At 71.9% G+C, this 24,847-nt stretch carries 23 protein-coding genes; 19 read left to right on the forward strand and 4 right to left on the reverse strand.

Annotation, left to right across the window (positions count from 1 at the left end):
* Positions 1 to 75: 75 nt before the first annotated feature.
* Complete coding sequence (locus ACLQ2R_RS20065) at positions 76 to 1,326, reverse strand: DUF349 domain-containing protein (RefSeq protein WP_425961545.1); 1,251 nt, start codon at positions 1,324 to 1,326, stop codon at positions 76 to 78.
* A gap of 38 nt (positions 1,327 to 1,364) precedes the next feature.
* Positions 1,365 to 2,222 carry a peptidylprolyl isomerase gene (locus tag ACLQ2R_RS20070; protein ID WP_425961547.1) on the reverse strand — a complete coding sequence of 286 codons (858 nt, stop codon included), beginning with the start codon at positions 2,220 to 2,222 and terminating at the stop codon, positions 1,365 to 1,367.
* 147 nt (positions 2,223 to 2,369) lie between these two features.
* Here ACLQ2R_RS20070 and ACLQ2R_RS20075 point away from each other — a divergent pair, with 147 nt between their 5' ends.
* Genes ACLQ2R_RS20075 through aspS form a run of 3 tightly spaced genes read left to right on the forward strand, consistent with a single transcriptional unit; the run spans position 2,370 to position 6,100 of the window.
* Positions 2,370 to 3,098: an MBL fold metallo-hydrolase gene (locus ACLQ2R_RS20075; RefSeq protein WP_425961548.1), complete on the forward strand. Its 729-nt coding sequence runs from the start codon at positions 2,370 to 2,372 to the stop codon at positions 3,096 to 3,098.
* 3 nt (positions 3,099 to 3,101) lie between these two features.
* Positions 3,102 to 4,367 (forward strand): histidine--tRNA ligase, encoded by a 1,266-nt coding sequence (hisS, locus tag ACLQ2R_RS20080; RefSeq protein WP_425961550.1) that lies wholly within the window; start codon positions 3,102 to 3,104, stop codon positions 4,365 to 4,367.
* Positions 4,364 to 6,100 (forward strand): aspartate--tRNA ligase, encoded by a 1,737-nt coding sequence (aspS, locus tag ACLQ2R_RS20085; protein WP_425961552.1) that lies wholly within the window; start codon positions 4,364 to 4,366, stop codon positions 6,098 to 6,100. Before hisS ends, aspS begins: the two co-directional genes overlap by 4 nt.
* Before the next feature lie 63 nt (positions 6,101 to 6,163).
* On the opposite strand, the gene ACLQ2R_RS20090 is transcribed toward aspS, so the two are convergent.
* Together ACLQ2R_RS20090 and ACLQ2R_RS20095 are read right to left on the reverse strand one after the other, a co-directional pair.
* The gene (locus ACLQ2R_RS20090; RefSeq protein WP_425961554.1) at positions 6,164 to 6,421 is read right to left on the reverse strand and encodes a cytochrome P450; all 258 of its coding nucleotides are present in this window, start codon (positions 6,419 to 6,421) and stop codon (positions 6,164 to 6,166) included.
* Between the two features lie 616 nt (positions 6,422 to 7,037).
* Positions 7,038 to 7,928 carry a peptidylprolyl isomerase gene (locus ACLQ2R_RS20095; RefSeq protein WP_425961556.1) on the reverse strand — a complete coding sequence of 297 codons (891 nt, stop codon included), beginning with the start codon at positions 7,926 to 7,928 and terminating at the stop codon, positions 7,038 to 7,040.
* Positions 7,929 to 8,136: 208 nt separating this feature from the next.
* On the opposite strand from ACLQ2R_RS20095, the gene ACLQ2R_RS20100 reads away from it, so the two are divergent.
* From ACLQ2R_RS20100 to ACLQ2R_RS20175, 16 genes are all read left to right on the forward strand, one after another.
* A complete protein-coding gene (locus ACLQ2R_RS20100; RefSeq protein ID WP_425961558.1) occupies positions 8,137 to 8,598 on the forward strand; it encodes a hypothetical protein in 462 nt (153 codons plus the stop codon).
* Positions 8,599 to 8,628: 30 nt separating this feature from the next.
* On the forward strand, positions 8,629 to 9,939 hold the full coding sequence (locus tag ACLQ2R_RS20105) for a replication-associated recombination protein A (RefSeq protein WP_425961560.1): 1,311 nt from the start codon (positions 8,629 to 8,631) through the stop codon (positions 9,937 to 9,939).
* A 112-nt stretch (positions 9,940 to 10,051) separates the two neighbouring features.
* Complete coding sequence (locus tag ACLQ2R_RS20110) at positions 10,052 to 10,444, forward strand: DUF948 domain-containing protein (RefSeq protein WP_425961561.1); 393 nt, start codon at positions 10,052 to 10,054, stop codon at positions 10,442 to 10,444.
* Entirely contained in the window at positions 10,441 to 10,707 is a 267-nt protein-coding gene (locus ACLQ2R_RS20115; protein WP_425961563.1) for a hypothetical protein, read from the forward strand. The genes ACLQ2R_RS20110 and ACLQ2R_RS20115 overlap by 4 nt, the downstream gene beginning before the upstream one ends.
* Position 10,708: 1 nt before the next feature.
* Positions 10,709 to 13,378, forward strand: coding sequence for an alanine--tRNA ligase (gene alaS, locus ACLQ2R_RS20120; protein ID WP_425961565.1), 2,670 nt, complete (start codon positions 10,709 to 10,711; stop codon positions 13,376 to 13,378).
* A 49-nt stretch (positions 13,379 to 13,427) separates the two neighbouring features.
* On the forward strand, positions 13,428 to 13,970 hold the full coding sequence (gene ruvX, locus ACLQ2R_RS20125; protein WP_425961609.1) for a Holliday junction resolvase RuvX: 543 nt from the start codon (positions 13,428 to 13,430) through the stop codon (positions 13,968 to 13,970).
* Positions 13,967 to 15,004 (forward strand): endolytic transglycosylase MltG, encoded by a 1,038-nt coding sequence (gene mltG, locus ACLQ2R_RS20130; RefSeq protein ID WP_425961567.1) that lies wholly within the window; start codon positions 13,967 to 13,969, stop codon positions 15,002 to 15,004. The genes ruvX and mltG (ACLQ2R_RS20130) overlap by 4 nt, the downstream gene beginning before the upstream one ends.
* Before the next feature lie 163 nt (positions 15,005 to 15,167).
* Positions 15,168 to 16,343 (forward strand): endolytic transglycosylase MltG, encoded by a 1,176-nt coding sequence (gene mltG, locus ACLQ2R_RS20135; protein ID WP_425961569.1) that lies wholly within the window; start codon positions 15,168 to 15,170, stop codon positions 16,341 to 16,343.
* Positions 16,340 to 17,164 carry a shikimate dehydrogenase gene (locus ACLQ2R_RS20140; protein WP_425961610.1) on the forward strand — a complete coding sequence of 275 codons (825 nt, stop codon included), beginning with the start codon at positions 16,340 to 16,342 and terminating at the stop codon, positions 17,162 to 17,164. Before mltG (ACLQ2R_RS20135) ends, ACLQ2R_RS20140 begins: the two co-directional genes overlap by 4 nt.
* Positions 17,165 to 17,587: 423 nt before the next feature.
* The gene (infC, locus tag ACLQ2R_RS20145; RefSeq protein ID WP_425961612.1) at positions 17,588 to 18,250 is read left to right on the forward strand and encodes a translation initiation factor IF-3; all 663 of its coding nucleotides are present in this window, start codon (positions 17,588 to 17,590) and stop codon (positions 18,248 to 18,250) included.
* A 130-nt stretch (positions 18,251 to 18,380) separates the two neighbouring features.
* A complete protein-coding gene (rpmI, locus tag ACLQ2R_RS20150) occupies positions 18,381 to 18,575 on the forward strand; it encodes a 50S ribosomal protein L35 (RefSeq protein ID WP_362806817.1) in 195 nt (64 codons plus the stop codon).
* A 24-nt stretch (positions 18,576 to 18,599) separates the two neighbouring features.
* Positions 18,600 to 18,983, forward strand: coding sequence for a 50S ribosomal protein L20 (gene rplT / locus ACLQ2R_RS20155; RefSeq protein WP_012892552.1), 384 nt, complete (start codon positions 18,600 to 18,602; stop codon positions 18,981 to 18,983).
* Between the two features lie 85 nt (positions 18,984 to 19,068).
* The gene (locus tag ACLQ2R_RS20160) at positions 19,069 to 19,905 is read left to right on the forward strand and encodes a TrmH family RNA methyltransferase (RefSeq protein WP_425961571.1); all 837 of its coding nucleotides are present in this window, start codon (positions 19,069 to 19,071) and stop codon (positions 19,903 to 19,905) included.
* 102 nt (positions 19,906 to 20,007) lie between these two features.
* Entirely contained in the window at positions 20,008 to 21,045 is a 1,038-nt protein-coding gene (locus ACLQ2R_RS20165) for an ATP-binding protein (RefSeq protein ID WP_386243412.1), read from the forward strand.
* Positions 21,046 to 21,166: 121 nt separating this feature from the next.
* The gene (gene pheS, locus ACLQ2R_RS20170) at positions 21,167 to 22,216 is read left to right on the forward strand and encodes a phenylalanine--tRNA ligase subunit alpha (protein ID WP_425961615.1); all 1,050 of its coding nucleotides are present in this window, start codon (positions 21,167 to 21,169) and stop codon (positions 22,214 to 22,216) included.
* Entirely contained in the window at positions 22,216 to 24,807 is a 2,592-nt protein-coding gene (locus ACLQ2R_RS20175) for a phenylalanine--tRNA ligase subunit beta (RefSeq protein ID WP_425961573.1), read from the forward strand. Before pheS ends, ACLQ2R_RS20175 begins: the two co-directional genes overlap by 1 nt.
* Positions 24,808 to 24,847: the final 40 nt, after the last annotated feature.

Below are 24,847 nucleotides of genomic sequence, written 5' to 3' on the forward strand. Positions count from 1 at the left end.
GCCCCACCCGGTCCCTCCGGTGCCGCACCCGGCCGGGCGCGGCACCGAAGGGACGCCGGAGGGGCGCCGGAGGAATCAGGAGAACTCGGCGAGCGTGCGCTCGGCCTCCTCCAGCCAGGAACGGCGGGCGGTCAGGGCCTCCTCGGCGTCCTTGACGTCCTTGTCCCTGCCGGCCTCCTGCGCCTTGGCCAGGCGGGTCTCCAGCTGGCCGATGGACTTGCGCAACTGGTCGACGGTGGTCTGGGCGCGGGCGCGGGCCTCGGGGTTGGAGCGCTTCCACTCCGTCTCCTCGGCCTTGCGGACCGCCTCGTCGATCTTGCGCAGGCCGCCCTCCAGCCGGTCACGCTGCTCGCGCGGGACGGCACCGGCCGCCTCCCAGCGCTCCAGGAGAGCGCGCAGGGCACCGCGGGCCGCCCGGGCGTCGGTGACCGGGAGGATCTTCTCCGCCTCGGTCAGCAGCTGCTCCTTGACCTCCGCGTTGGCGGCCAGCGAGGCGTCGCGCTCGGCGAAGACGGCCGAGCGGGCCTGGAAGAACCGGTCCTGGGCGCCCTTGAAGCGGCCCCAGAGCTCGTCCTCCACCTCACGGGAGGCCCGCCCCGCGTTCTTCCACTGCTGCATCAGCTCGCGGTAGGCGGAGGCGGTGGTTCCCCAGTCGGTGGACGAGGCCAGCTCCTCGGCCTCGGCGACGATGCGCTCCTTGGACGAGCGCACCCCCTCGCGCTGCTCGTCCAGCCCGGCGAAGTAGACCTTGCGCCGCTTGGCGAAGGCCGTACGGGCCGCCGACAGGCGCTTCCACAGGGCCGCCTCGGTCACCCGGTCGATGCGCTCGGCGGCCTTCCACTCCTCGATCAGCTGGCGCAGCCGCTCACCCCCCGTCTTCCAGTGGGTGGTGTCCTCGGCGATGCGCTCGGCCTCGGCGACGATCCGCTCCTTGATGCCCTTGGCCTCCGCCCTGGCCACGTCGCGGGCGGCCTTGACCTCCTCCCGGCGCTGGGCGACCAGCTCGGTGAGGGCGCCCAGGCGGGTCAGCAGCGCGTCCAGGTCGCCGACCGCATGCGCGTCGGTGATCGCCTCACGGAGCTTGACGATGGTCGCCTCCGCCTGGGCGGGCGGCAGGTCGGTGCCGCGGACCCGCTGCTCCAGCAGGGTCACCTGCCCGGCCAGTTCGTCGAACTTGCGATGGAAGTAGGCCAGGGCCTCCTCCGGTTCGCCGGCCTGCCAGGACCCGACGGCCCGTTCGCCCTCGGCCGTACGTACGTAGACGGTGCCGTCGTCGTCTACCCGGCCCCACGGGTCGGTGCTCACCGTGTCCTCCCGCACTTTCATCAGCCTTTCGGGACTTACCGCCCCTTGTATGTATTACGTCAGCTCTTGCTGGACATTGTCACGTCTTTGATTTCGACAGTCTCCTTCGGCGCTCCGGTGCCGCCGTCTCCCGGCGGGATGAACCCGGCCTTGTTCACCTTGTCGAGGATCTCCAGACCCTTGGTGACCGTACCGAACGGCGTGTAGTCCGCGGGCAGCTGGGTGTCGCCGTAGACCAGGAAGAACTGGCTGCCGTTGGTGTCGGGTCCGCTGTTGGCCATGGCCGCGACGCCCCGGGTGTACTTGGCCCCCTCCAGGTTCTCGTTGACGAAGCGGTAGCCGGGACCGCCCTGGCCGTCGGTGGGGTTCTTGCCGTCGGCCTTGGCCAGCGGGTCGCCGCACTGCAGCATGGGGAACTGGTCGGAGCCCAGCCGGTGGCACTTGGAGCCGTTGAAGTACTTCTTCTGGGCCAGGTGGGCGAAGGAGTTGACCGTGCAGGGCGTCTTCTCCGCCGACACCTCGATCACGATGTCGCCGAGGTTGGTCTCGATGGTCATCTTCTTCGGGCTCTTGTCGACCTTCGCCGGGGGCAGGCCCACGTTCTTGACCGCGCCGTCGGGGGCGGCGGCGTAGCCACAGGTGCCGGCCGCCGGGTCGAACGCCGTCGGCGCGGGACCTGCGGCCTCCGACACGGACGAGCTCGGCGACGGGGCCGGCTCGGAGGTGGCGGTCGCCGTCGTGTCGGAGCCGCCGAGCAGGGTGGTCGCGGCGATCACGCCTCCCACGACGACCACGGCGGCCACGCTGGTACCGATGATCGCGTTGCGCTTTGACTTGGCCTCGCGTTCGAGACGCCGCTGCGTCTGCCGCTCGTAGTGCTCGCGCGCCAACTGCTTCTGACGGTCCTTGCCGCTCACCGCTTCGCCCTCCCGAGTGCCGAGTAGTACTTAATGAGGTGGGCGAATCGTATCGGCCAATGGGTAATGGTTCGCAGCCCGCCGACCCGCACCGGTACCCTTCGGTTACATTCCCATCCGCATTCTTGACGAGATCAGCTGAGGCAGATGCTCATCGCCGGCTTTCCCGCAGGGTCCTTCCAGACCAACTGCTACGTCGTCGCTCCCGCCGCGGGAGAGGAGTGCGTGGTCGTCGATCCCGGTCAGAACGCCGTCGGCGACCTCGACGACCTGCTGCGCGAGCACCGGCTCAAGCCGGTCGCGGTGCTGGTCACCCACGGGCACATCGATCACATGTGGTCGGTCGCCCCGGTCTGCGGCGCGCGTGACGTCCCCGCGTGGATCCACCCCGAGGACCGCGACCTGCTCTCCGACCCGGGCAAGGGCCTGTCGCTGTCGACGAAGCAGCAGATGTTCGGCGGTCTCACCTTCACCGAGCCCGACGACGTGCGCGAGCTCGCCGACGGCCAGGTGCTGCGTCTGGCGGGCCTGGAGCTCACCGTCGACCACGCCCCCGGCCATACCAGGGGGTCGGTGACGTTCAGGTTGCCCGCCACCGAGGAGATCCCGGACGTGATGTTCTCGGGCGACCTGCTGTTCGCCGGCTCCATCGGCCGCACAGACCTTCCGGGCGGCGACTACCCGACCATCCTGCGCAGCCTGGCGGCCAAGTGCCTGCCGCTGCCGGCGGAGACGGTCGTGCTGCCCGGCCACGGACCACAGACCACGATCGGCCAAGAGCGTGCCGGCAATCCCTACCTCGCGGAGGCGGAGAGGGCCGCGGGAGCCGATCCCGCGGACGTCCGGCACGACGGCGGCCCCGGCAGGGGACTTTAGACAATGACTTTGCAGGCGCCCAAGGGCACCTTCGACTGGCTCCCGCCGCGCTCCGAAAGGGCGCTGGCGGTGCGCGAGGCACTGACCGCACCCGCCCGCCGGGCGGGGTACGGCTACATCGAGACCCCGGTCTTCGAGGACACCGCGCTCTTCGTCCGCGGGGTCGGCGAGTCCACCGACATCGTCTCCAAGGAGATGTACACCTTCGAGGACAAGGGCGGCCGCTCCATCACGCTGCGCCCGGAGGGCACCGCCTCGGTGGTGCGGGCGGTGCTCCAGCACGGCCTGCACAACGGGCAGCTCCCGGTCAAGCTGTGGTACTCGGGCAGCCAGTTCCGCTACGAGCGGGCCCAGAAGGGCCGCTACCGCCACTTCTCGCAGGTCGGCGCCGAGGCGCTGGGCTCGGAGGATCCGGCGCTGGACGCCGAGCTGATCCTGCTGGCCGTCGACGGCTACGCCGCGCTGGGGCTCACCGGCGTCCGGCTGCTGGTCAACACGCTGGGCGACGCCGTGTGCCGCCCCGTCTACCGGGCCGCGCTCCAGGAGTTCCTGCGCGGCCTCGACCTCGACGAGCCCACCCGGCAGCGGATCGAGCTCAACCCGCTGCGCGTGCTCGACGACAAGCGCCCCGAGGTGCAGGCCCAGCTCAAGGAGGCGCCGCTGGTCGTCGACCACCTGTGCGGGGCGTGCGAGGCCTACCACGAGGAGGTCCGCTCCCTGCTGAGCGCCTCCGGCGTCGCCTACACCGACGACCCCCGGCTGGTGCGCGGCCTGGACTACTACACGCGCACCACGTTCGAGTTCGTCCACGACGGGCTCGGCTCGCAGTCGGCGGTCGGCGGCGGGGGACGCTACGACGGGCTGAGCGAGATGCTCGGCGGCCCGCCCCTGCCCAGCGTCGGCTGGGCGCTCGGCGTCGACCGCACGGTCCTGGCCATGGAGGCCGAGGGCCTGTTCGGGGCCGAGGACGCCGGGACACGCGTCCAGGTGTACGGTGTGCCGCTGGGCGAGCAGGCGCGCCGCCGGATGTTCCTCCTCGTCGCCGAGCTGCGCCGGGCCGGTCTGAGCGCCGACATGTCCTTCGGCGGCAGGGGCGTCAAGGGCGCCATGAAGGGCGCGGACCGCTCCGGGGCGAGCCACGCGGTGATCCTCGGCGAGCGGGACATCGCCGAAGGGGTCGCGCAGGTCAAGGACCTTCTCAGCGGGGACCAGGCCGCCGTGCCGCTCGCCGGGATCGTCACCACGTTGAAGGAGAGACTGGACAAATGATCCGCACGCACGAAGCGGGATCGCTGCGCGAGGAGCACGCCGGGCAGCAGGTGACGCTCGCCGGATGGGTGGCACGACGCCGTGACCACGGCGGCGTGGTCTTCATCGACCTGCGCGACGCCTCCGGCTCGGCGCAGGTGGTCTTCCGCGAGGAGGACGACGCCCACGGCCTGCGCGCCGAGTACTGCGTCAAGGTCGTCGGCGAGGTGCGGGTCCGCCCCGAGGGCAACGAGAACCCCGACCTGGCGACCGGCCGGATCGAGGTCGTCGCCTCCGAGGTCGAGGTGCTCAGCGAGTCGGCGCCGCTGCCGTTCCCCATCGAGGGCGGCGCGGGCGTCTCGGAGGAGGCCCGGCTCAAGTACCGCTACCTCGACATCCGCCGCCCGCAGGTCGCGCACGCCATGCGCATCCGCTCCCGGGCCACGTACCTGGCCCACGAGGTCATGAACGAGCACGGGTTCACCTACGTGGAGACCCCGACGCTGACCCGCTCGACCCCGGAGGGGGCCCGCGACTTCCTGGTCCCGGTCCGCCTGCAGCCGGGCAGCTGGTACGCCCTGCCCCAGTCGCCGCAGCTGTTCAAGCAGCTCCTGCAGGTGGCCGGCCTGGAGCGCTACTACCAGCTCGCCAAGTGCTACCGCGACGAGGACCTGCGCGCCGACCGGCAGCCGGAGTTCACCCAGATCGACGTTGAGATGTCCTTCGTCGACCAGGACGACGTCATCGCCCTGGGCGAGGCGCTGGTCGGGCGCATCTGGAAGGAGACCCTCGGCTACGAGCTGCCGCTGCCGCTGCCCAGGATGACCTACCACGAGGCCATGGCCCGCTACGGCTCGGACAAGCCCGACCTGCGCTTCGGCCAGGAGCTCGTGGAGATGACGCGGTTCTTCGCCGACACCACCTTCCGGGTCTTCCAGGCGCCGTACGTGGGCGCCGTGGTCATGCCGGGCGGCGCCTCGCAGACCCGCAAGGAGCTGGACGGCTGGCAGGAGTGGGCCAGGTCGCGCGGGGCCAAGGGCCTGGCGTACGTGCTGGTGGGCGAGGACGGCACGCTCGGCGGCCCGGTCGCCAAGAACCTGTCCGAGACCGAGGCGGCCGGTCTGGCCGCCGAGGTGGGCGCCGCGCCCGGTGACGCGATCTTCTTCGCGGCCGGTGCCGCCTCCGCCTCCCGCGACCTGCTCGGCGCGGCCCGCCTGGAGATCGGCCGCCGCCGCGGGCTGATCGACGAGTCGGCGTGGAACTTCCTGTGGATCGTCGACGCCCCCATGTTCGAGGAGGACGGCGAGGGCGGCTGGACCGCGGTCCACCACCCCTTCACCGGTCCCAAGCCCGAGTGGGCCGACACCTTCCAGGACCGTCCCGGCGAGGCCCTGGCCTACGCCTACGACATGGTCTGCAACGGCATGGAGATCGGCGGCGGCTCGATCCGTATCCACCGCGCCGAGATGCAGCAGCGCGTCTTCGACGTGCTCGGCATCTCCAAGGAGGAGGCGGAGAACAAGTTCGGCTTCCTGCTGGAGGCGTTCACCTTCGGCCCGCCGCCGCACGGCGGCATCGCCTACGGCTGGGACCGGATCTGCATGCTGCTCGCGGGCGGCGACTCCATCCGCGACGTCATCGCCTTCCCCAAGACGGCCTCCGGCTTCGACCCGCTGACCGGCGCGCCGACCCCGATCACGGCCGCGCAGCGCAAGGAGGCCGGCGTCGACGGCAGGCCCAAGTCCGGCGCCTGACCCGGCCTCTCCCATCCGGGGCCCGGCCCGTGATCGGGCCGGGCCCCGCGTGGTGCCGGGCGGTCAGAAGGAGACCGGCAGGTTCCGCAGACCGCGGATGATCGAGCCGTTCCCGCGCCAGGAGAGCTCGGAGGGCGGGCAGGCGAGGCGCAGGCCGGGCAGCCGGCGCAGCAGCGTCTCGAAGGCGATCCGGCCCTCCAGGCGGGCCAGGTGCGCGCCCATGCAGAGGTGGATGCCGTGCCCGAAGGCCAGGTGGTGGTTGTCGGCGCGGGTGACGTCCACGACGTCGGGGTCGGCGAAGACGCCCGGGTCCCTTCTCACGGAGCGCGGCGTAGGTCGCGTAGGGATTCCTGCCGAACTCGGGATCGAACACGAAATCGCCGCGCAGTCTCTCCGCCATCGATGACTCCCTCAAGAGGTGGACCGGACCTGTTTCGAGTCTGGCCGTGGGGAAGGGGACGGCGGGCGACTGTGGCGGTGATCACGGCCTTTCCGTGATCACGATTTTCTCAGGAACACGGTCCGGGCATCCCGCGCGGACCCCACATGGCCCGTCCGGGCGCTCAGGACGTCCCGGGCTCCCCGCGCGTGCGTCGTGGCCCCACTGTGCCCGGCAGACCCGGCCCGTGTCGTACGGGCGCTCTGAGCGCCCCGCCGGATCCTTGGCCCCGCGGAGCCTGAGCGTGGTCGCCTCGCCGGGAACCGAAGGGCGCGTGGGGAGGCCAGGGAGACGGGGAAGACGCGGGAGACGCGGGAGACGGGGCGGGCCCGTGAGGCCCGGACACGGAAACGCCCCGGGCAGGCCTTACGGCCTCCGGGGCGTTCACGGTGTCCGGTGACGCGGCGACGTCGCGATGCGGCGGTATCGCGACGCGGTGATCCGGCGACGTGGCGATGTGGTGATCCGTTCCGGTGACGCGTCGTCACCGGAAGCGCGTCAGGAGAGCTTCACGTCCTTGATGACCACCGGCAGCTTGGGGGCGGTGGAGCCGCCGTCGCCGGTGATGTCGTCGGGGTTCTGGATCCATCCGCCCGCGTAGATCTTCTCCAGGACGTCCATGCCCTTGCGGACGACGCCGAAGGGCGTGTAGGCCTTCTCCACCTGGTTGGTGTCGTCGGCCATCGAGATCCAGAACTGGCTGCCGTTCTGGTCGACGGCGTCGGGAGCCTGGGCCACGGCGACCACGCCCTTGGGGTACGCGGCCCCCTCCATGTTCTCGTTGGCGTAGACGTAGCCCGCGCTGCCCTGGCCGTCGGTGGGGTTCTTGCCGTCGGCCTTGGCCTGAGGGTCACCGCACTGCAGCAGGCCCACCCCGGAGTTCTCCGGCGTCGCCAGGCGGTGGCACTTGTTGCCGTCGAAGAAGTTCTTCTTGGCCAGGAAGGCGAAGGAGTTGACCGTGCACGGCGCCTGCGCGGTCGCCAGCTCGATCTCGACGACCCCGTGGTTGGTGGTGATCGTCATGGTCTTGAGCTTCAGGTTCGGCTTCTTCGGCGGCATGCCCACGAACTTCATCGGGCTGCCGCTGGTGTCCTTGGTGTAGGAGCAGGTCGTGTCGACCGGCGCGGCCGGGGCCGTCAGGCTCGGCGTCGGCGCCGCGGTGGGTGTGGTCGCCGGGGACGGCGAACCCGTGGCGGCGGCGGCCGGCTTGGCGTCGTCGTCGCCCCCCAGAAGGGTCACACCGGCCACCAGCCCGCCCGCCACAACGAGCGCGGCGACCGTTCCGATGACGGCGTTCCGCTTCGACGTGCCGGCCTGCTGCTCAGCACGCTTCGCCTGCCGCTCCCTGTGCTCCCGAGCCAACTGGCTCTGGCGGTCCTCGGCGCTCACCGCTATGTCCTCCAGGATTGCTGTTGCATGATGTGCGGACTGGCGAAAGAGTACCGGCCCCGTTATGTGCTTCACGTAAGTGGTGAAATTCACCGCGTGGTGACGGATGGTCGTAAGGGACGAAAAATGGCCCTTCACGCTCCCCATAGCCGGTTCATGGTGGGATCCATGCCTACCGACGACGAACCACGCACCACCGGAGCCTCCCATGTTCGACGAGATCCTCGGCCTGCCCCCGCACCCACTGATCGTCCACGCGGCGGTGGTCCTCACCCCGTTGCTCGCGGTGCTCGCCGTCGTGTACGCGCTGGCGCCCCGCACCCGGCCGGTGCTCACCTGGGCGGTGGCCGGGCTCGCCCCGATCGTGCCGGTGAGCGTGTTCGCGGCCCGGCAGAGCGGTGAGGCCCTGCAGGCGGGCCGTTTCTCCTCCGCGAGCGGCGAGCTGGGGGAGCGCATCACCGAGCACGCCGGTTTCGGCACCCCCCTGCTGCTCGTCACCCTCGGCCTGGGGGTCGCCTCGGCTGCCCTGGTCCACGTCTGCCGCGGCGACCGGTTCGGCCGTCCGGTCGTGACGGCGGTCTCGGTCCTGACCGTGATCCTGGCGGTCGCCGCCCTCTACTACGTGGTCCGGGCCGGGCACAGCGGCGCCGTCGCGGTCTGGGGGAGCTGAGCCCCACCGGGCGGCGGTACTGTCTCAGGCGTGGACAGCCTGTTCGACGCGGCGGCCGAGGAGGCCCATCGCGGCCAGGAGCCCCTGGCGGTGCGGATGCGCCCCCGGGGCCTGGACGAGGTGATCGGCCAGCGGCACCTGCTGGGCCCCGGCACGCCGTTGCGCCGCCTCGTCGAGGCCGAGGCGCCGATGTCGCTGTTCCTGTGGGGGCCGCCGGGCACCGGCAAGACCACCCTCGCCTACGTGGTGGCCGGTGCCACGAAGCGGCGCTTCGTCGAGGTGTCGGCGGTCTCGGCCGGGGTCAAGGAGGTCCGCGCGGCCATCGAGCAGGCCCGCAGGGACCTGGGCATGTCCGGCCGCCAGACCGTGCTGTTCGTCGACGAGGTCCACCGTTTCAACAAGGCGCAGCAGGACGCCCTGCTCCCCGCCGTGGAGAACCGCTGGGTCACCTTCATCGGCGCCACCACCGAGAACCCGTTCTTCTCCGTCATCTCCCCGCTGCTGTCGCGCTCGCTGCTGCTGACCCTCCAGGCCCTGTCGGAGGACGACGTCCGCGCGGTGCTGGAGCGCGCCGTCGCCGACCCGCGCGGCCTGGACGGGAAGGTCCGCCTGGCGCCCGAGGCCGCCGAGCACCTGGTCCGGCTGGCCGGCGGCGACGCCCGCAGGTCGCTCACCTACCTGGAGGCCGCCGCGCTGATCGCCGACGGCGAGGTCACGGTCGAGGTGGTGGAACGCGCGGTGGACAAGGCCGCCGTCCGCTACGACCGTCAGGGCGACCAGCACTACGACGTGATCAGCGGTTTCATCAAGAGCATGCGGGGCTCCGACGCCGACGCCGCGCTGCACTACCTGGCCCGGATGATCGAGGCGGGGGAGGATCCCCGGTTCATCGCCCGCAGGATCGTCATCTTCGCCTCCGAGGACGTGGGCATGGCCGACCCCACCTGCCTGCAGGTGGCGGTGGCCGCGGCCCAGGCGGTGGAGCTCATCGGCATGCCCGAGGGCAGGCTCAACCTGGCCCAGGCCGTCATCCACTGCGCGCTCGCCCCCAAGTCCAACGCGGTGATCACCGCCATCGGCGAGGCCTCGGCGGACGTGCGGCGCGGCGCCATCGGGCACGTCCCCGCGCACCTGCGCGACTCCCACTACGCCGGGGCCGGGAAGCTCGGGCACGGCGAGGGCTACCGCTACCCCCACGACTTCGAGCACGGCCTGGTCCGGCAGGAGTACGCGCCCGAGGAACTGCGGGACCGGCGCTACTACCGCCCCACCCGGCACGGCGCCGAGGCGGCCTTCGCCGACCGCTGGTCCAGGATCCGCGCCTTCCTGCGCGACGAGTGACCCGCCCCGTGCCCGGTGCGCGGTGAGCGAGGGGCGATGACCTCGGGCACGATAGGGTTTCGCCATTCCACCCGACCACGGCCGGGGTCACCTATGAGGGGACGGGTCCGCAATGCTCACCGCAGGAGAGGTCGCCGGGCTGATCGCCGCGATGGCCTGGGCGATCCTGGTCTGCTTCATGGCCGTCGCCCTGGTCAGGCTGATCCGTCTGCTGACCGAGACCACCAAGATGGTCTCCCAACTGGGCGACCGCGTCGTCCCGCTGCTGGAGGACGTCTCCTCGGCCGTCGGCGAGACCAACCGGCAGCTGGTGGCCCTGGAGGCCATCACCAAGGACGTCAAGCAGGTCAGCGGGCACGTCGCCCGGGTCAGTGACGTCACCCAGAACCTCGTCACCGGGCCGATGATCAAAGTCGCGGCGTTCACCCACGGCCTGCGCCGGGCACTGGGCGCCCGCCGCCGCCCGGCGGGCACCCGGCCGGCGCTGGAGAGGCGGCGGCGATGATCCGCAGGCTGTTCTACATGGGACTGGGCGCGTTCGGCGCCGTGTGGGTCATGCGCAGGCTCCAGGCGCTGCACCCCGACCACCTGGCCCGCCGGGCCGTGCACAACGCCGCCGGAGCCCTGGAGCAGGTGCGCGACCTGGCCGGGGAGACCCGGCGGGGCGCGGCCGAGCGGGAAACCGAGTTGCGCTCCAGGTTCGGGCTCGACACCGTAGAAGAATCCCTGGGAAACCCCTACCACTCCAACGTAAAGGACGGCCGCTGACATGGATTCGGCAGAGATCGCCCGCCGCTTCCTGCGCTTCTTCGAGGAGCGTGGGCACACCGTCGTGCCCTCGGCCAGCCTCATCGCGGAGGACCCGACCCTGCTCCTGGTCAACGCGGGCATGGTGCCCTTCAAGCCCTACTTCCTGGGCCAGCAGAAGCCGCCCTTCAAGCGGGCCGCCAGCGCGCAGAAGGTCGTACGGACCCTCGACATCGACGAGGTCGGCAAGACGACCCGGCACGCCAGCTTCTTCCAGATGCTCGGCAACTTCTCCTTCGGCGACTACTTCAAGGACCAGGCGATCCCCTTCGCCTGGGAGCTGCTGACCAGGCCCGAGTCCGAGGGCGGCTTCGGCTTCCCCGAGGACCGCCTGTGGGCCACCGTCTACCTCGACGACGACGAGGCCGCCGAGATCTGGAGGAAGGCCGGGGTCCCGGCCGAGCGCATCCAGCGCCGCGACCTGGCCGACAACTACTGGCACATGGGCGTGCCCGGCCCCGGCGGCCCGTGCAGCGAGATCTACTACGACCGCGGCCCCGAGTACGGGCGCGAGGGCGGCCCGGTCGCGGACGAGAACCGCTACCTCGAGGTGTGGAACAACGTCTTCATGCAGTTCCAGCTCAGCGCGGTCCGCAGCAAGATCGACTTCGACATCGCCGGGGAGCTGCCCGCCAAGAGCGTCGACACCGGCATGGGCCTGGAGCGCATGGCGGCGATCCTGCAGGGCGTCGACAACATCTACGAGATCGACACCACGTACAAGATCCTCGAACGGGCGGCGGAGCTCACCCGGACGCGCTACGGCCGCGACGGGCGCGCCGACGTGTCGCTGCGCGTGGTCGCCGACCACGTCAGGACCGGCGTCATGCTCGTCGCCGACGGGGTGCTGCCCTCCAACGAGGGCAGGGGCTACGTGCTGCGCCGCATCCTGCGCCGCGCCATCCGCAACCTGCGCCTGCTCGGCGCGGGCGAGGAGCGCTACATGCACGAGCTCACCGCGGTGACCGTCGAGGTGATGGGCCGGCAGTACGCCGAGCTCACGGCCGACGCCCCGCAGATCCACGGTGTCATCGACGCCGAGGAGGCGTCCTTCCTCGGCACCCTGCGCACCGGGACCGCGATCTTCGACGTGGCCGCCGAGGAGACCAAGCGCAAGGGCCGCGCCACGCTCGCCGCCGACCAGGCCTTCCAGCTCCACGACACCTACGGCTTCCCCATCGACCTGACCCTGGAGATGGCCTCCGAGCAGGGGCTGCAGGTCGACGAGGAGGGCTTCCGCCGGTTGATGAAGGAGCAGCGCGACCGCGCCAAGGCCGACGCCGCCGCCAAGAAGACCGGCAACGCCGACATCTCCATCTTCGGGACGATCCTGGAGAAGACCGGCAAGGTGGAGTTCCTGGGGTACGACCAGGTGACCGCCGAGGCCGAGGTCATCGGCCTGCTGGTGGACGGCGCCCCGGTGCCCGCGGCGGGCGCGGGCACCTCTGTCGAGGTCGTGCTGGGCCGCACCCCCTTCTACGCCGAGGGCGGCGGCCAGCTCTCCGACCAGGGCGTGATCCGCACCGGCGGCGCCGAGGTGGAGATCGTGGACGTGCAGTCCCCGGTCCCCGGGGTCGTCGTGCACCGGGGCAAGGTCCGCTCCGGCGAGATCCGGGTGGGCGACCAGGCCCAGGCCGAGATCGACGTCGAGCGGCGCCGGGCGATCTCCCGCAGCCACACCGCCACCCACCTGGTGCACCGCGGCTTCCGCAACGCGCTGGGCGAGACCGCCGCGCAGGCCGGCTCGGAGAACTCGCCGGGCCGCTTCCGCTTCGACTTCACCGCCGCGGGCGCGGTACCGCCCAGCGTGCTGCGCGACGTCGAGGACGAGGTCAACGCCGTCCTGATCAACGACCTGCGGGTCAACGCCTTCCACACCTCCCAGGCGGAGGCCCGCGCGATGGGCGCCCTTGCCCTGTTCGGCGAGAAGTACGGCGACACCGTCCGCATCGTCGAGGTCGGCGAGTACTCCCGGGAGCTGTGCGGCGGCACCCACGTGGCCAGCTCCGGCCAGCTCGGCCTGGTCAAGGTGCTGGGCGAGGCCTCGATCGGGGCGGGCGTGCGCCGGGTGGAGGCCCTGGTCGGGCTGGACGCCTTCCGCTTCCTGGCCAAGGAGAGCGTGCTCGTCGCCCAGCTCTCGGACCAGCTCAAGGCCCGCAGGGAGGAGCTGCCCGAGCGCATCGAGGGCATCGTCACCCGGCTGCGCTCGGCGGAGAAGGAGCTGGCCTCCCTGCGTTCGGCCCAGGCGCTCGCCGGAGCCGGGCAGATCGCGGAAAGTGCCCGTGATCTGCACGGAGCCGCCGTCGTGACACACCGCGCGCCTGATGGCACCTCTCCGGACGATCTGCGTAAGCTCGCCCTGGACGTCCGCGGCCGCCTGCCGGGCGATCGCGCCGCGGTCGTCGTCGTCGCCGGTGTTCCCGGTGACCGGCCGGTCGTCATCGCCGCGGTGAACGAGGCGGGACGCGACCGCGGCCTGAAGGCGGGGCCGCTGGTCGGCATCGCCGCGAAGGCGCTCGGAGGTGGTGGTGGCGGTAAGGACGACGTCGCGCAGGGAGGCGGGGTGCGCCCCGAGGACATCGGTGACGCACTCGCCGCCGTCGAGCGGTCGATCACGCAGACGCTCTCCTGACGAGGAACGGCACCCCGGTGCCGCGTCCGGCACGAGGGTGGGGACGATGATGAGAAACGGTGTCCGGCTCGGGGTCGACGTCGGCTCGGTCCGCATCGGCGTGGCGCGCAGCGACCCCTCGGGGTCGCTGGCCACGCCGGTGGAGACCGTCCGGCGCGGCAGGGGCGACCTCGACCGGCTCGCGGAGATCGCGGCCGAGTACGAGGTCGTCGAGGTGGTGGTCGGCCTGCCGACCTCGCTGTCGGGGCGTGAGGGGCCGGCGGCCGAGGCGGCCCGCGCGTTCGCGGGCAGGATCTCGGCGCGGCTGGCCCCCGTCCCGGTCCGGCTGTTCGACGAGCGGCTGACCACCGTCACCGCCCAGCAGGGCCTGCGGGCCAGCGGCGTGCGCGCGAAGAACCAGCGCGCCGTGGTCGACCAGGCCGCCGCGATCGTGCTGCTCCAGGCGGCGCTGGACGCCGAGCGCGCCACCGGCAGGCCTCCCGGCAGCCCGGTGACGCCGCCCGCGCGCGGGACCGGCGCGGGCCCGGCCCGCGGACCCGGCGGGACCGGCGAGAGCTCCGACGGCGCGCCGGCCGACGGGGGCGCCCGATGAGCCGCCCGCGGCCGCTGTGGCCGCTGCTGGCCGGGGCGTCCGCGCTCGTGGTCGCCGCGGGGGCCGCCGGGCTCATCGTGGTCCGCCCCTACCTGGCGCCCTCCGACTTCGAGGGGCCGGGGACGGGCACGGTCGTGGTGGAGATCCCCCCGGGGGCGAGCGCCGCCGAGATCGCGCGGACGCTGGCCGACGCCGGGGTCGTGGCGAGCGCCAGGGCGTTCGTCAGGCGGGCCGAGGAGCAGGCCAGGACCGACACCCTGCACCCGGGCCGCTTCAGGCTGCGCAGGGGCATGGACGCGGCCTCCGCGCTCGACCTGCTGGCGGCGCCCGGCACGCGGATGGTGCGCACGGTCACGATCCCCGAGGGACTGCGCCTGCCCGAGCTGCTCGACCGGCTCGCCGAGGGCACCGGCCTGCGCCGGGGCGACCTGGCCAGGGCCGCGGCCGACGAGGGGGCGCTGGACCTGCCCCGGTACGCCAGGAGCGCCGAGGGCTTCCTGTTCCCGGCCACCTACGAGATCGAGCCGGGCACCACCGCGCCCGGGCTGCTCGCCGCGATGGTGGAACGTTACAAACAGGTCGCCGACGCCCTCGACCTGGAGGGCAGGGCCGAGCGGAGGCGGCTGACGCCGCTGGAGGCGGTCACGGTGGCCAGCATCGTCCAGGCCGAGGGCGGGCGGGACCCGGACTATCCCAAGATCGCTAGAGTGATCTACAACCGGATCAGGGCCGGGACGCCCCTCCAGCTGGACACCACGGTGCTGTACGCGCAACGGCGCAGGACCCTGGAGGTGTCCCAGAAGGACACCGAGGTGAGGTCGCCGTACAACACCTACCTGCGTCCCGGTCTGCCGCCCGGGCCCATCGCGAATCCCGGGGAGAAGGCATTGATCGCGGCGCTCCAGCCAGATCAAGGTGATTGGTTCTGGTTTGTGACCACCAATCCGGAGCATAGAATCACGAAATTCACTGACAAAGAGAGTGAGTTTGTGAGATACCGGGAACAGCTGAACAGATACCTAGGGAAGCGTTGATGCCCGGCGGAACACCCCCCGTTCCGCCGCGAGCGGCGTCCCGCGTCCCCGGACCGGACGGCGACTCCCGCGACGGTGGGACGTCCGGCAGGATGCCCCCCTCCGGTTCGGCGGACCCGCTTGACGCGAGGCCGTCCTCAGCGGGAGATTGGCCAGCGTCTCTATGAACGATCTCGATATGGACTTCCTGGTCGGCTCCGACGACGAAGGTCGGTCGCGCCGAGGCTCCCGCGCGTCCTCGGGCCGCGACCCCGGCGAGCGCCGTGGCCGGCGGCGCAGGCGCCGCCGTGGCCGTGGCCGGTTCCTCGCCCCGATGCTCGCGATCATCGTGCTGGTGGGCGGCATCGGCGCCGCGGGCTTCTACGGCTACACCTGGGTGCGCGACGTGATGACCCCCGACGACTACACCGGCCAGGGGTCCGGCGAGGTCGTCGTGGAGATCAAGGACGGCCAGACCGCCTCCCAGATCGCGCAGACCATGCAGGACCAGGGCGTGGTGAAGAGCGCCAAGGCCTTCGTCGACGCCGTGGGCCAGGCGGGCAAGAGCTCCGCCCTGCAGCCCGGCGAGTACACCATGCGCAAGCAGATGTCGGCCGCCGAGGCCGTGAAGCTCCTCGACCCGGAGAAGCGGCTGCTGGAGCGGGTCACCCTCAAGGAGGGCCTGCGCCTGGTCGACACCCTCAAGCAACTGTCCCGGCAGACCGGCAAGCCGCTGAAGGAGTTCCAGCAGGCGGCCAGGGACGGCGAGGCGCTCGGCCTGCCGCCGTACGCCAGGGGCAGGCTGGAGGGCTACGCCTTCCCGGCCACCTACGAGATCAGGCCGAAGATGACGGCCTCGCAGATCCTGACCGAGATGGTCGACCGCTTCCACCAGACCGCCGAGAAGGACGAGCTGCAGGCCAAGGCCAAGGAGCTCGGCCACACCCCGCACGAGATCATGACGGTCGCCAGCATCGTGCAGGCCGAGTCCGGCACCAAGGAGGACATGGGCAAGGTGGCCCGCGTCATCTACAACCGGCTCGACCGGGACCCGCCCCGCCTGCTGGAGATGGACAGCACCGTGATGTACGGGCTGAACAAGTACGGCATCGAGTCCTCCAACAAGGACCTGAACAGCACCTCGCCCTACAACACCTACAGGCGCCTTGGCCTGCCCCCCGGCCCGATCGCCAACCCCGGCGACGACGCCATCCAGGCGGCCCTCAACCCCACCAAGGGCGACTGGGTGTGGTTCGTCACCACCTGTCCCAGCAAGCGCCTCACCAAGTTCGCCTCCCTGGAGTCCGACTTCGTCGCGCTCAAGGCCGAGTACGAGCGGAACAAGGGGAACGGGTGCTGAAGGCGGCGGTGCTCGGATCGCCGATCGTCCACTCGCTCTCCCCGTACCTGCACCGCGCGGCCCACCGGGCCATGGGACTGCACGACTGGCACTACGAGGCGATCGAGTGCGACGAGGACGCCCTGCCCGCCCTGATCGGCGGGCTGGACGGCACCTGGCGCGGGCTGTCGCTGACCATGCCGCTCAAGCGGGCCGTGCTGCCGCTGCTCGACACCGTCTCCGAGCTCGCCCTCCAGGTGGGCGCGGTCAACACCGTGATCCTCTCCGGCGGCGGGCGGCACGGCGACAACACCGACGTGCACGGAATCGTCGAGGCCCTGGCCGAGGCCGGGGTGACCGCGCCGGCCTCGGCGACGATCCTGGGCGGCGGCGCGACCGCCGCCTCCGCGCTGGCCGCCCTGCGCGACCTCGGCCTGGGGGAGGCGACCCTCGTGGTCCGCGACCCGGCCAGGGCCTCCACGACCGCCGAGGCGGCCGAGCGGCTGGGCGTGAACCTGTCCGTGCAGACCCTCGACAAGCTCGAGGCGGCGCTGGAGGTCGACCTGGTCGTCTCGACCCTGCCCTCCGGCGCCGCCGACGACCTGGCCGGCACGCTGGCCGGGGTGCCCGCCCTCTTCGACGTGACCTACGCGCCCTGGCCCACCCGGCCGGCGGCGGCGGTGGCCGGACGGGGCGGGACCGTCGTCGGAGGGTTCCCGATGCTCCTGCACCAGGCGGCCAGGCAGGTCGAGCTGATGACCGGCCGGGCGGACGTGCCGGTGGAGGCCATGCGCGAGGCGGGCAAGGCCGAGATCGTCAGGCGCGCCGCACCGGCCGAATGACCGGCCCGGCCGCGCCCGTGGCGTTCCCGGGCCCGTCGGCGTCTCCGTCGTCTCCGGCTGTCTCCGCGTTCCCGGCCTCGCGGCGCGGTGCGGGATGATTCTGAGTGAGCACGCCGTTGTGGTAGAGTAACGACTCGATCGGTCCGGCGTGCCTGCTGGACGCGCAAGCGGAGGTCGCCCTCCCACCTCGTCGACCGCAAGGACGACAGGTCAGGATCACACCGGGTGACTCCCGGAGAGCTTACGGCGTAAAGCCCTCGGTTCATGTGGCCCCGCATGCGTGACGTGCGGGGCATTCTGCGTTCGACACCCTGTCGAGGGGTGCGCGTGCGCGACCTTCCCGGCACGATCGAGCATGTTGCGGCCCCCTGACGGGGGCCGTGGATCGCAAACCTAGGAGGCCCCATCAGCGCCGAGCCCCGCATCAATGACCGCATTCGCGTGCCCGAGGTCCGCCTCGTCGGCCCGAACGGCGAGCAGGTGGGCATCGTCTCCATCGGCGATGCCTTGAAGCTGGCTCAAGAATCCGACCTCGACCTGGTCGAGGTCGCGGCAACGGCTCGTCCGCCAGTGTGCAAGCTCATGGACTACGGCAAGTTCAAGTACGAGTCCGCGATGAAGGCACGCGAGGCGCGCCGCAACCAGGCGTACACCATCATCAAGGAGATCAAGCTCCGGCCGAAGATCGACCCGCACGACTACGAGACCAAGAAGGGTCACGTGGTGCGGTTCCTCAAGGCCGGGGACAAGGTCAAGGTCACCATCATGTTCCGTGGCCGGGAGCAGTCCCGGCCCGAGCTGGGCTTCCGGCTCCTGCAGCGGCTGGCCGAGGACGTGACGGAGCTCGGCTTCGTCGAGTCCCAGCCCAAGCAGGACGGCCGTAACATGATCATGGTGATCGGCCCGCACAAGAAGAAGGCAGAGGCCAAGGCCGAGAAGGCGGCGGCCAAGGCGCGGCATGACGAGGACGCCTCCGGTGACGCGTCCCGGTCCGCCGACGAGACGCACACCGACGACGTCGACGGTGTCGACAACGTCGACGAGCAGGTCTCCGTCGGTGGAGCGGTGGCGGCCCCGCAGGAGTAACTCGCATAGCCTGGATCCTCAGGTAGTCGCGAGATCAAGCCGAGACCGGGTCCGGTCTCGCAGTCAGGCATGCCCTTGACTCGGGTTACCGGCCCGGGACATCGGCGCGATCGAGGGAGAGACGGCCGAGATGCCGAAGATGAAGACGCACAGCGGTGCGAAGAAGCGGTTCAGGCTCACGGGCACGGGCAAGCTCGTGCGCCGTCGCGCCAACCGCGCGCACTACAACGAGCACAAGGCGTCCACCCTGACGCGTCGTCTCAAGCCCGAGGTCGTGCTTTCCGACGCCGACTCCAAGAAGATCAAGAAGCTGCTCGCTAAGTAACCGCCCCCGGGGAGATAGATACACATGGCACGCGTGAAGCGGGCGATCAACGCCAAGAAGAAGCGCAAGGTCGTTCTCGAGCGGGCGAAGGGCTACCGGGGTCAGCGTTCCAGGCTGTACCGCAAGGCCAAGGAGCAGATGCTCCACTCGATGACGTACGCCTACCGCGACCGCAAGGACCGCAAGGGCACCTTCCGCCGTCTCTGGATCCAGCGGATCAACGCCGCTGCCCGCCAGAACGGCATCACCTACAACAGGCTCATCCAGGGCCTGCGGCTCGCCTCCATCGAGGTCGACCGCAAGATCCTCGCCGACCTGGCGGTCAACGACGCCGCCACGTTCGCGACGCTGGTCGAGGCCGCCAAGAAGGCGCTCCCGGCCGACGTGAACGCGCCGGTCGCCGGCTGAACGAGCCGGACGGACGAGGTACCGACGACGACGCGGCCCGCAGCTTCGAAGCTGCGGGCCGCGTTCGCATTCTTGGGGGACGGGCATGGCCGGGTCTGAACTGACCAACATCAAGTCACCGCGGGTCAAGGCCGCGCGGCGGCTGACCAAGCGGGCCTTCCGGGACCGCGACCGTTCCTTCCTGGCCGAGGGGCCGCAGGCGGTCCGCGAGGCGCTGGCGCTGGACGGCGTGGTGGTGGAGTTGTTCGCCACCGCCGAGGCCGAGGCGCGCCACGCCGACCTGGTCGCCGCCGCCGGCGCCGCCGGGGTGCCGCTGCTGCGCGCCAGCGGCGAGGTCATGGCCGAGCTGGCCCAGACCGTCACCCCGCAGGGGCTGCTGGCGGTGTGCCGCTTCGTGCACGTGCCGCTGGAGACCGCGGTGACGGACGGCGCCACGCTGGTGGCCGTGCTCGCCCACGTCCGCGACCCCGGCAACGCCGGCACCGTGCTGCGCACGGCCGACGCCGCCGGCGCCGACGCGGTCGTCTTCACCGACGCCTCGGTCGACCCCTACAACGGCAAGTGCGTGCGCGCCAGCGCGGGCAGCCTGTTCCACCTGCCGGTCACCACCGGCGCCGGGGCCGGCCACGTCGCCGCCCACCTGAAGGCCTCGGGGCTGCGCGTGCTGGCCGCCGACGGCGCGGGCGAGCTCACCCTGGACGAGGTGGACCTGTCCGGCCCCACGGCCTGGATCTTCGGCAACGAGGCGTGGGGGCTGCCGCCGGACATCCTGGCCCTGGCCGACGAGGTCGTCAGGGTGCCGATCCACGGGCGGGCCGAGAGCCTGAACCTGGCGACCGCCGCCGCGGTCTGTCTGTACGCATCTGCCCGGTCTCAGCGCACCGATCCCGCCGGTGCCCGGCGGCCGGCGCCCGCGAGCTGACCGGCCGTGCGGGAAACCCGCTATTGTCGGCCATGTAGCGTCGAGGAGGCGGGGTCGTTGCACGGCGAACACACCGGTGGGCGGAGCGCCGACCCCGTTCCCATGATCGACGCCGACGAGCTGCCCGACGGCCTCGTGGTCGCCGACGGCGACGGGCACGTGCTCACCGTCAACCGCGCCGCGACCCTCCTCACCGGAGTCACCCGCGAACGGGCCGCCGGACGCCACCTGCGCGACGTCTTCTCCTTCCGCGACCAGGACGGGCGCGACTGGTGGAAGTGGCTCGACACCTACGGCGGCCTGCCCGGCCGCTCCCGCCAGCCCGAGCTGCCGCTGCGCACCCCGGGCGGGCAGGAGATGCTGGTGGCCGCCCGCCTGGTGCGCCGGCCCGAGCGGGGCGGCAGGGTCGTCCGGGTGGTCATCACCCTCCGCGACGCCGGGGCCCGCGCCCGCCTGGAACGCAGCCGCGCCGACCTGGTCTCCACCGTCGCCCACGAGCTGCGCTCCCCGCTGACCAGCGTCAAGGGCTTCACCGCGACCCTGCTGGCCAAGTGGACGCGCTTCACCGACGACCAGAAGCTGGTCATGCTGGAGACGGTGAACGCCGACGCCGACCGGGTGACCCGGCTGATCACCGAGCTGCTGGACGTCTCGCGCATCGAGTCGGGACGGCTGGAGATCCACCGCCAGGTGGTCGACATCCCGGCCAGGATCTCCAGGATCATCGCGGGCCGGGTGGCCGCGGGCGAGCCCGGGGACCGCTTCGTGCTCGACGTGCGCGGCGAGCTGCCCGAGACCTGGCTCGATCAGGACAAGATCGATCAAGTGCTCGCCAACCTGATGGAAAACGCGGTGCGTCACGGGCGCGGTACGGTGACAATAGTGGTCGAACCGAGCGAATGGGGAGTTGCCGTGTCCGTCCGTGACCAGGGAGAGGGCATTCCGCCCGAGCTGGTCACGCGCGTCTTCCGGCAGTTCTGGCGGGGCAACGCCCGCCGCCGTGGCGGCACCGGGCTCGGCCTGTTCATCGTCAAGGGGCTGATCGAGGCGCACGGCGGCACCATCTCCGTGCAGCGCGGGCCCGAAGGCGGCGCCGAGTTCCGATTTATGGTGCCCACCGGCACCCCGGACTTCGCCTGAGCGCGGATGTCGGCCCGGTGGGCTCACCCGACTAGACTCATGGCCGCTCAAGCCCTGGATTCGGAGCCCTCTTGTGTCAAACTACGACCCGGTCGAGGTGACCCCGCTGCACGCCGACGAGATGGCGCGCATGCAGGCCGACGCGCTGGAGGCCGTCAAGGCCGCGCGTGACCTCGAAGAACTGAAGCGGGTGCGCCTCGCGCACGCCGGTGACCGCTCGCCGATCGCCCTGGCCAACCGCGAGATCGGCGTGCTGCCCCCGGCGGCCCGCGCCGAGGCGGGCAAGCGCATCGGCCGTGCCCGCAAGGCCGTCGCCGAGGCCCTGGCGCTGCGGCAGGCCGAGCTGGAGGCCGAACGCGACGAGCGGGTCCTCGTCGAGGAGACCGTCGACGTCACGCTGCCCACCGGCCGCGCCTCCCGGGGTGCCAGGCACCCGCTGACCACCCTGCAGGAGCGCATCGCCGACACCTTCGTGGCGATGGGCTACGAGGTGGCCGAGGGGCCGGAGCTGGAGGGGGAGTGGTTCAACTTCGACGCCCTCAACATCTCCACCGACCACCCGGCGCGCTCGGATCACGACACCTTCTTCGTGGAGTCCGTCGACTCCGGCAAGGTGCTGCGCACCCAGACCTCCCCGGTCCAGATCAGGGCGCTGCTGGGCAGGCCGCTCCCGGTCTACGTGATCTCCCCCGGCAAGGTGTTCCGCACCGACGAGCTCGACGCCACCCACACCCCGGTCTTCCACCAGATCGAGGGGCTGGCGATCGACGAGGGCCTGACCATGGCCCACCTCAAGGGCACCCTGGACCGGTTCGCCGAGGTCATGTTCGGCGAGGGCATCACCACCCGGTTCCGGCCCAACTACTTCCCGTTCACCGAGCCCTCCGCCGAGATGGACCTGCGCTGCTTCGTCTGCCGCGGCGCCTCGGCGACGCCCGGCAACCCGCCCTGCCGCACGTGCAGGTCCGAGGGATGGATCGAGTGGGGCGGCTGCGGCATGGTCAACCCGCGGGTGCTCGTCGCCTGCGGCGTCGACCCGGCCCGCTACAGCGGCTTCGCCTTCGGCATGGGCGTCGAGCGCACCCTGATGTTCCGCCACAACGCCGAGGACATGCGCGACATGGTCGAGGGAGACGTCCGCTTCACGCTCCCGTTCGGAATGGAGGTCTGATGAAGGTCCCGCTTTCATGGCTGCGGGAGTACGTCGATCTCCCCGCCGTCACGGCGCACGAGATCGCCGAGAAGCTCACCGCCGCCGGGCTCAAACTGGAGTCCGTCGTCTCCTACGGCCACGACATCAAGAACGTCGTCGTGGGCGAGGTCGTCGCCGTCGAGACGCTGGAGGGCTTCAAGAAGCCCATCCGCCACTGCCGGGTCGAGGTGGGCGAGGCAGCCCCCCGCGAGATCGTCTGCGGCGCGACCAACTTCGCGACCGGCGACCGCGTCCCGGTCGCGCTTCCCGGCGCGGTGCTGCCCGGCGGCTTCGAGATCGCCTCGCGCAAGACGTACGGGCGGCTGTCGGACGGCATGATCTGCTCCGAGGCCGAGCTCGGCGTGGCCGACTCCTCGCCCGGCATCCTCGTGCTGCCCGAGGGCACCCCGATCGGCGCCGACGTGGTCGAACTGCTCGGCCTGCGCGACGACGTCATCGAGCTGGAGATCACCCCCGACATCGGCTACGCGCTCTCCGTGCGGGGCGTCGCCAGGGAGGCCGCCACCGCCTTCGGCGCGGCGTTCGCCGACCCGGCCGACGTCTTCCCGCCGGAGCGGGCCGGGGAGCCCGTCGGCACCGCCCACCCGGCCTCGATCGCCGACCCCTCGGCCTGCGACCGGTTCGTGCTGCGGGAGATCCGCGGGTTCGACCCGTCGGCGCCGAGCCCGCTGTGGATGCGCGCGCGGCTGGCCCGCGCCGGCATGCGCCCGGTCTCGCTCGCGGTCGACGTCACCAACTACGTCATGCTGGAGCTCGGCCAGCCGCTGCACGCCTTCGACGCGGCCAGGCTGACCGGCGAGATCGTGGTACGGCGGGCCGAGCCCGGCGAGACGCTGGAGACGCTCGACCACGTGACCCGCGCGCTCCACCCGGACGACGTCCTGATCACCGACGCCTCCGGCGCGATCTCGATGGCCGGCACCATGGGCGGCCTGCACACCGAGATCTCCGACGCCACCGTCGACATCGTCATCGAGGCCGCCCACTTCGCCCCCAGCGGCGTCGCGCGCATGTCGCGCCGGCACAACCTGGTCAGCGAGGCCTCCAAGCGCTTCGAGCGGGGCGTCGACCGGGAGCTTCCGCTGCGGGCCTCCTGGCGCGCGGCCCGGCTGCTGGCCGAGCTGGGCGGCGGCACGATCGAGCCGGGCGTCACCCACGCCGAGGTGGACGTCGCGCCGGTCGCCATCGCCCTGCCGGCCACCTACCCGGGCAGGGTCGCGGGCGTCGGCTACGACCGCGACACCGTGATCCGCAGGCTGGAGCAGGTCGGCTGCACGGTGGAGAGCCTCGCCCCCGGCTCCACGCCTGACGCCCCGGACGGGGGCGTCCAGGCCGGTGGCACCGCCGCCACCGGCGACGTCGCCGACGGCGGGATCGCCGCGAAGCTCGCGGTCACCGGCGACGACATGCTGTGGGTCACCCCGCCCTCGTGGCGGCCCGACCTGACCGACCCCAGCGACCTCGCCGAGGAGGTCATCCGGCTGGAGGGCTACGAGAACCTGCCCTCGATCCTGCCCACCGCCCCGGCGGGCGCCGGCCTCACCGAGGGCCAGCGCCTGCGCCGCCGGGTCGGCCGCGCCCTGGCCGCCGCGGGATACGTCGAGATCCTCTCCTACCCGTTCAACGGGGAGCGCGACCTCGACGCCCTGCAGCTGCCCGCGGACGACGCGCGGCGGGTGGCCGTACGGCTGGCCAACCCGCTCAGCGAGGACGAGCCGCTGATGCGCACCACGCTGCTGCCCGGCCTGCTCAGGACGCTGGTCCGCAACGTGGGCCGGGGCACGGGCGACGTGGCGATCTTCGAGGCGGGGCTGGTCTACCGGCCCTCCCCGGACGCGCCCGCGACCGCCCCGGTGCTGGGCGTCGACCGCAGGCCCACGCCCGAGGAGCTGGCCTCGATCGAGGCGGCGCTGCCGGCCCAGCCGTTCCGGGTCGGGGTCGTGCTGGCCGGGGAGTTCGCGCCGTCCGGCTGGTGGGGCAGGGGACGGCCGGCCGACTGGGCGGACGCCGTGGAGGCGGCCCGCGTGGTGGCCGCCGAGGCGGGCATCACCCTGGAGGTCCGCGCGGACCGGCACGAGCCCTGGCACCCGGGCCGCTGCGCCGCCCTGTACGCCGCCGGAGAGCTCGTCGGTCACGCCGGGGAGCTGCACCCGCGCGTGGTCGAGGCCTACGGCCTGCCCGCGCGCACGTGCGCGATGGAGCTGGAGCTGACGCGGCTGGAGCCGCTGATGTCCGGTCCGCCGCAGACCCCGGCCATCTCCGGCTACCCGGTCGCGAGCCAGGACGTCGCGCTCGTCGTGGAGGCGTCCACCCCGGTGGCCCCGGTGGAGGCGGCGCTGCGCGAGGGCGCGGGCGAGCTGCTGGAGTCGATCCGGCTGTTCGACGTCTACACCGGCGCCCAGGTCGGCGAGGGTCACAAGTCCCTCGCCTACTCCCTGCGCTTCCGTGCACCCGACCGGACGCTCACGGTGGAGGAGACCACCGCGGCCCGCGACGCGGCCGTGGCCCTGGCCGCCGAGCGCACCGGCGCCCGGATGCGCGGCGCCTGACCGGTTCACCCCGGGAGGTCGCCGGATGTTTCACGCATCA

This window comes from Streptosporangium sp. DT93 (assembly GCF_049844535.1).
Lineage (GTDB): Bacteria > Actinomycetota > Actinomycetes > Streptosporangiales > Streptosporangiaceae > Streptosporangium.

Excerpts from the sequence above, each read along its gene's own strand:
- ruvX (WP_425961609.1), top strand. The coding sequence starts at position 13,428 with ATGAGAAACGGTGTCCGGCTCGGGGTCGACGTCGGCTCGGTCCGCATC.
- aspS (WP_425961552.1), top strand. The coding sequence starts at position 4,364 with ATGATCCGCACGCACGAAGCGGGATCGCTGCGCGAGGAGCACGCCGGG.
- rplT (WP_012892552.1), top strand. The coding sequence starts at position 18,600 with ATGGCACGCGTGAAGCGGGCGATCAACGCCAAGAAGAAGCGCAAGGTC.
- rpmI (WP_362806817.1), top strand. The coding sequence starts at position 18,381 with ATGCCGAAGATGAAGACGCACAGCGGTGCGAAGAAGCGGTTCAGGCTC.
- ACLQ2R_RS20175 (WP_425961573.1), top strand. The coding sequence starts at position 22,216 with ATGAAGGTCCCGCTTTCATGGCTGCGGGAGTACGTCGATCTCCCCGCC.
- ACLQ2R_RS20110 (WP_425961561.1), top strand. The coding sequence starts at position 10,052 with ATGCTCACCGCAGGAGAGGTCGCCGGGCTGATCGCCGCGATGGCCTGG.
- pheS (WP_425961615.1), top strand. The coding sequence starts at position 21,167 with ATGGCGCGCATGCAGGCCGACGCGCTGGAGGCCGTCAAGGCCGCGCGT.
- ACLQ2R_RS20165 (WP_386243412.1), top strand. The coding sequence starts at position 20,008 with ATGATCGACGCCGACGAGCTGCCCGACGGCCTCGTGGTCGCCGACGGC.
- ACLQ2R_RS20160 (WP_425961571.1), top strand. The coding sequence starts at position 19,069 with ATGGCCGGGTCTGAACTGACCAACATCAAGTCACCGCGGGTCAAGGCC.
- mltG (WP_425961569.1), top strand. The coding sequence starts at position 15,168 with ATGAACGATCTCGATATGGACTTCCTGGTCGGCTCCGACGACGAAGGT.
- ACLQ2R_RS20115 (WP_425961563.1), top strand. The coding sequence starts at position 10,441 with ATGATCCGCAGGCTGTTCTACATGGGACTGGGCGCGTTCGGCGCCGTG.
- mltG (WP_425961567.1), top strand. The coding sequence starts at position 13,967 with ATGAGCCGCCCGCGGCCGCTGTGGCCGCTGCTGGCCGGGGCGTCCGCG.
- ACLQ2R_RS20075 (WP_425961548.1), top strand. The coding sequence starts at position 2,370 with ATGCTCATCGCCGGCTTTCCCGCAGGGTCCTTCCAGACCAACTGCTAC.
- ACLQ2R_RS20100 (WP_425961558.1), top strand. The coding sequence starts at position 8,137 with ATGTTCGACGAGATCCTCGGCCTGCCCCCGCACCCACTGATCGTCCAC.
- alaS (WP_425961565.1), top strand. The coding sequence starts at position 10,709 with ATGGATTCGGCAGAGATCGCCCGCCGCTTCCTGCGCTTCTTCGAGGAG.
- ACLQ2R_RS20065 (WP_425961545.1), bottom strand. The coding sequence starts at position 1,326 with ATGAAAGTGCGGGAGGACACGGTGAGCACCGACCCGTGGGGCCGGGTA.
- hisS (WP_425961550.1), top strand. The coding sequence starts at position 3,102 with ATGACTTTGCAGGCGCCCAAGGGCACCTTCGACTGGCTCCCGCCGCGC.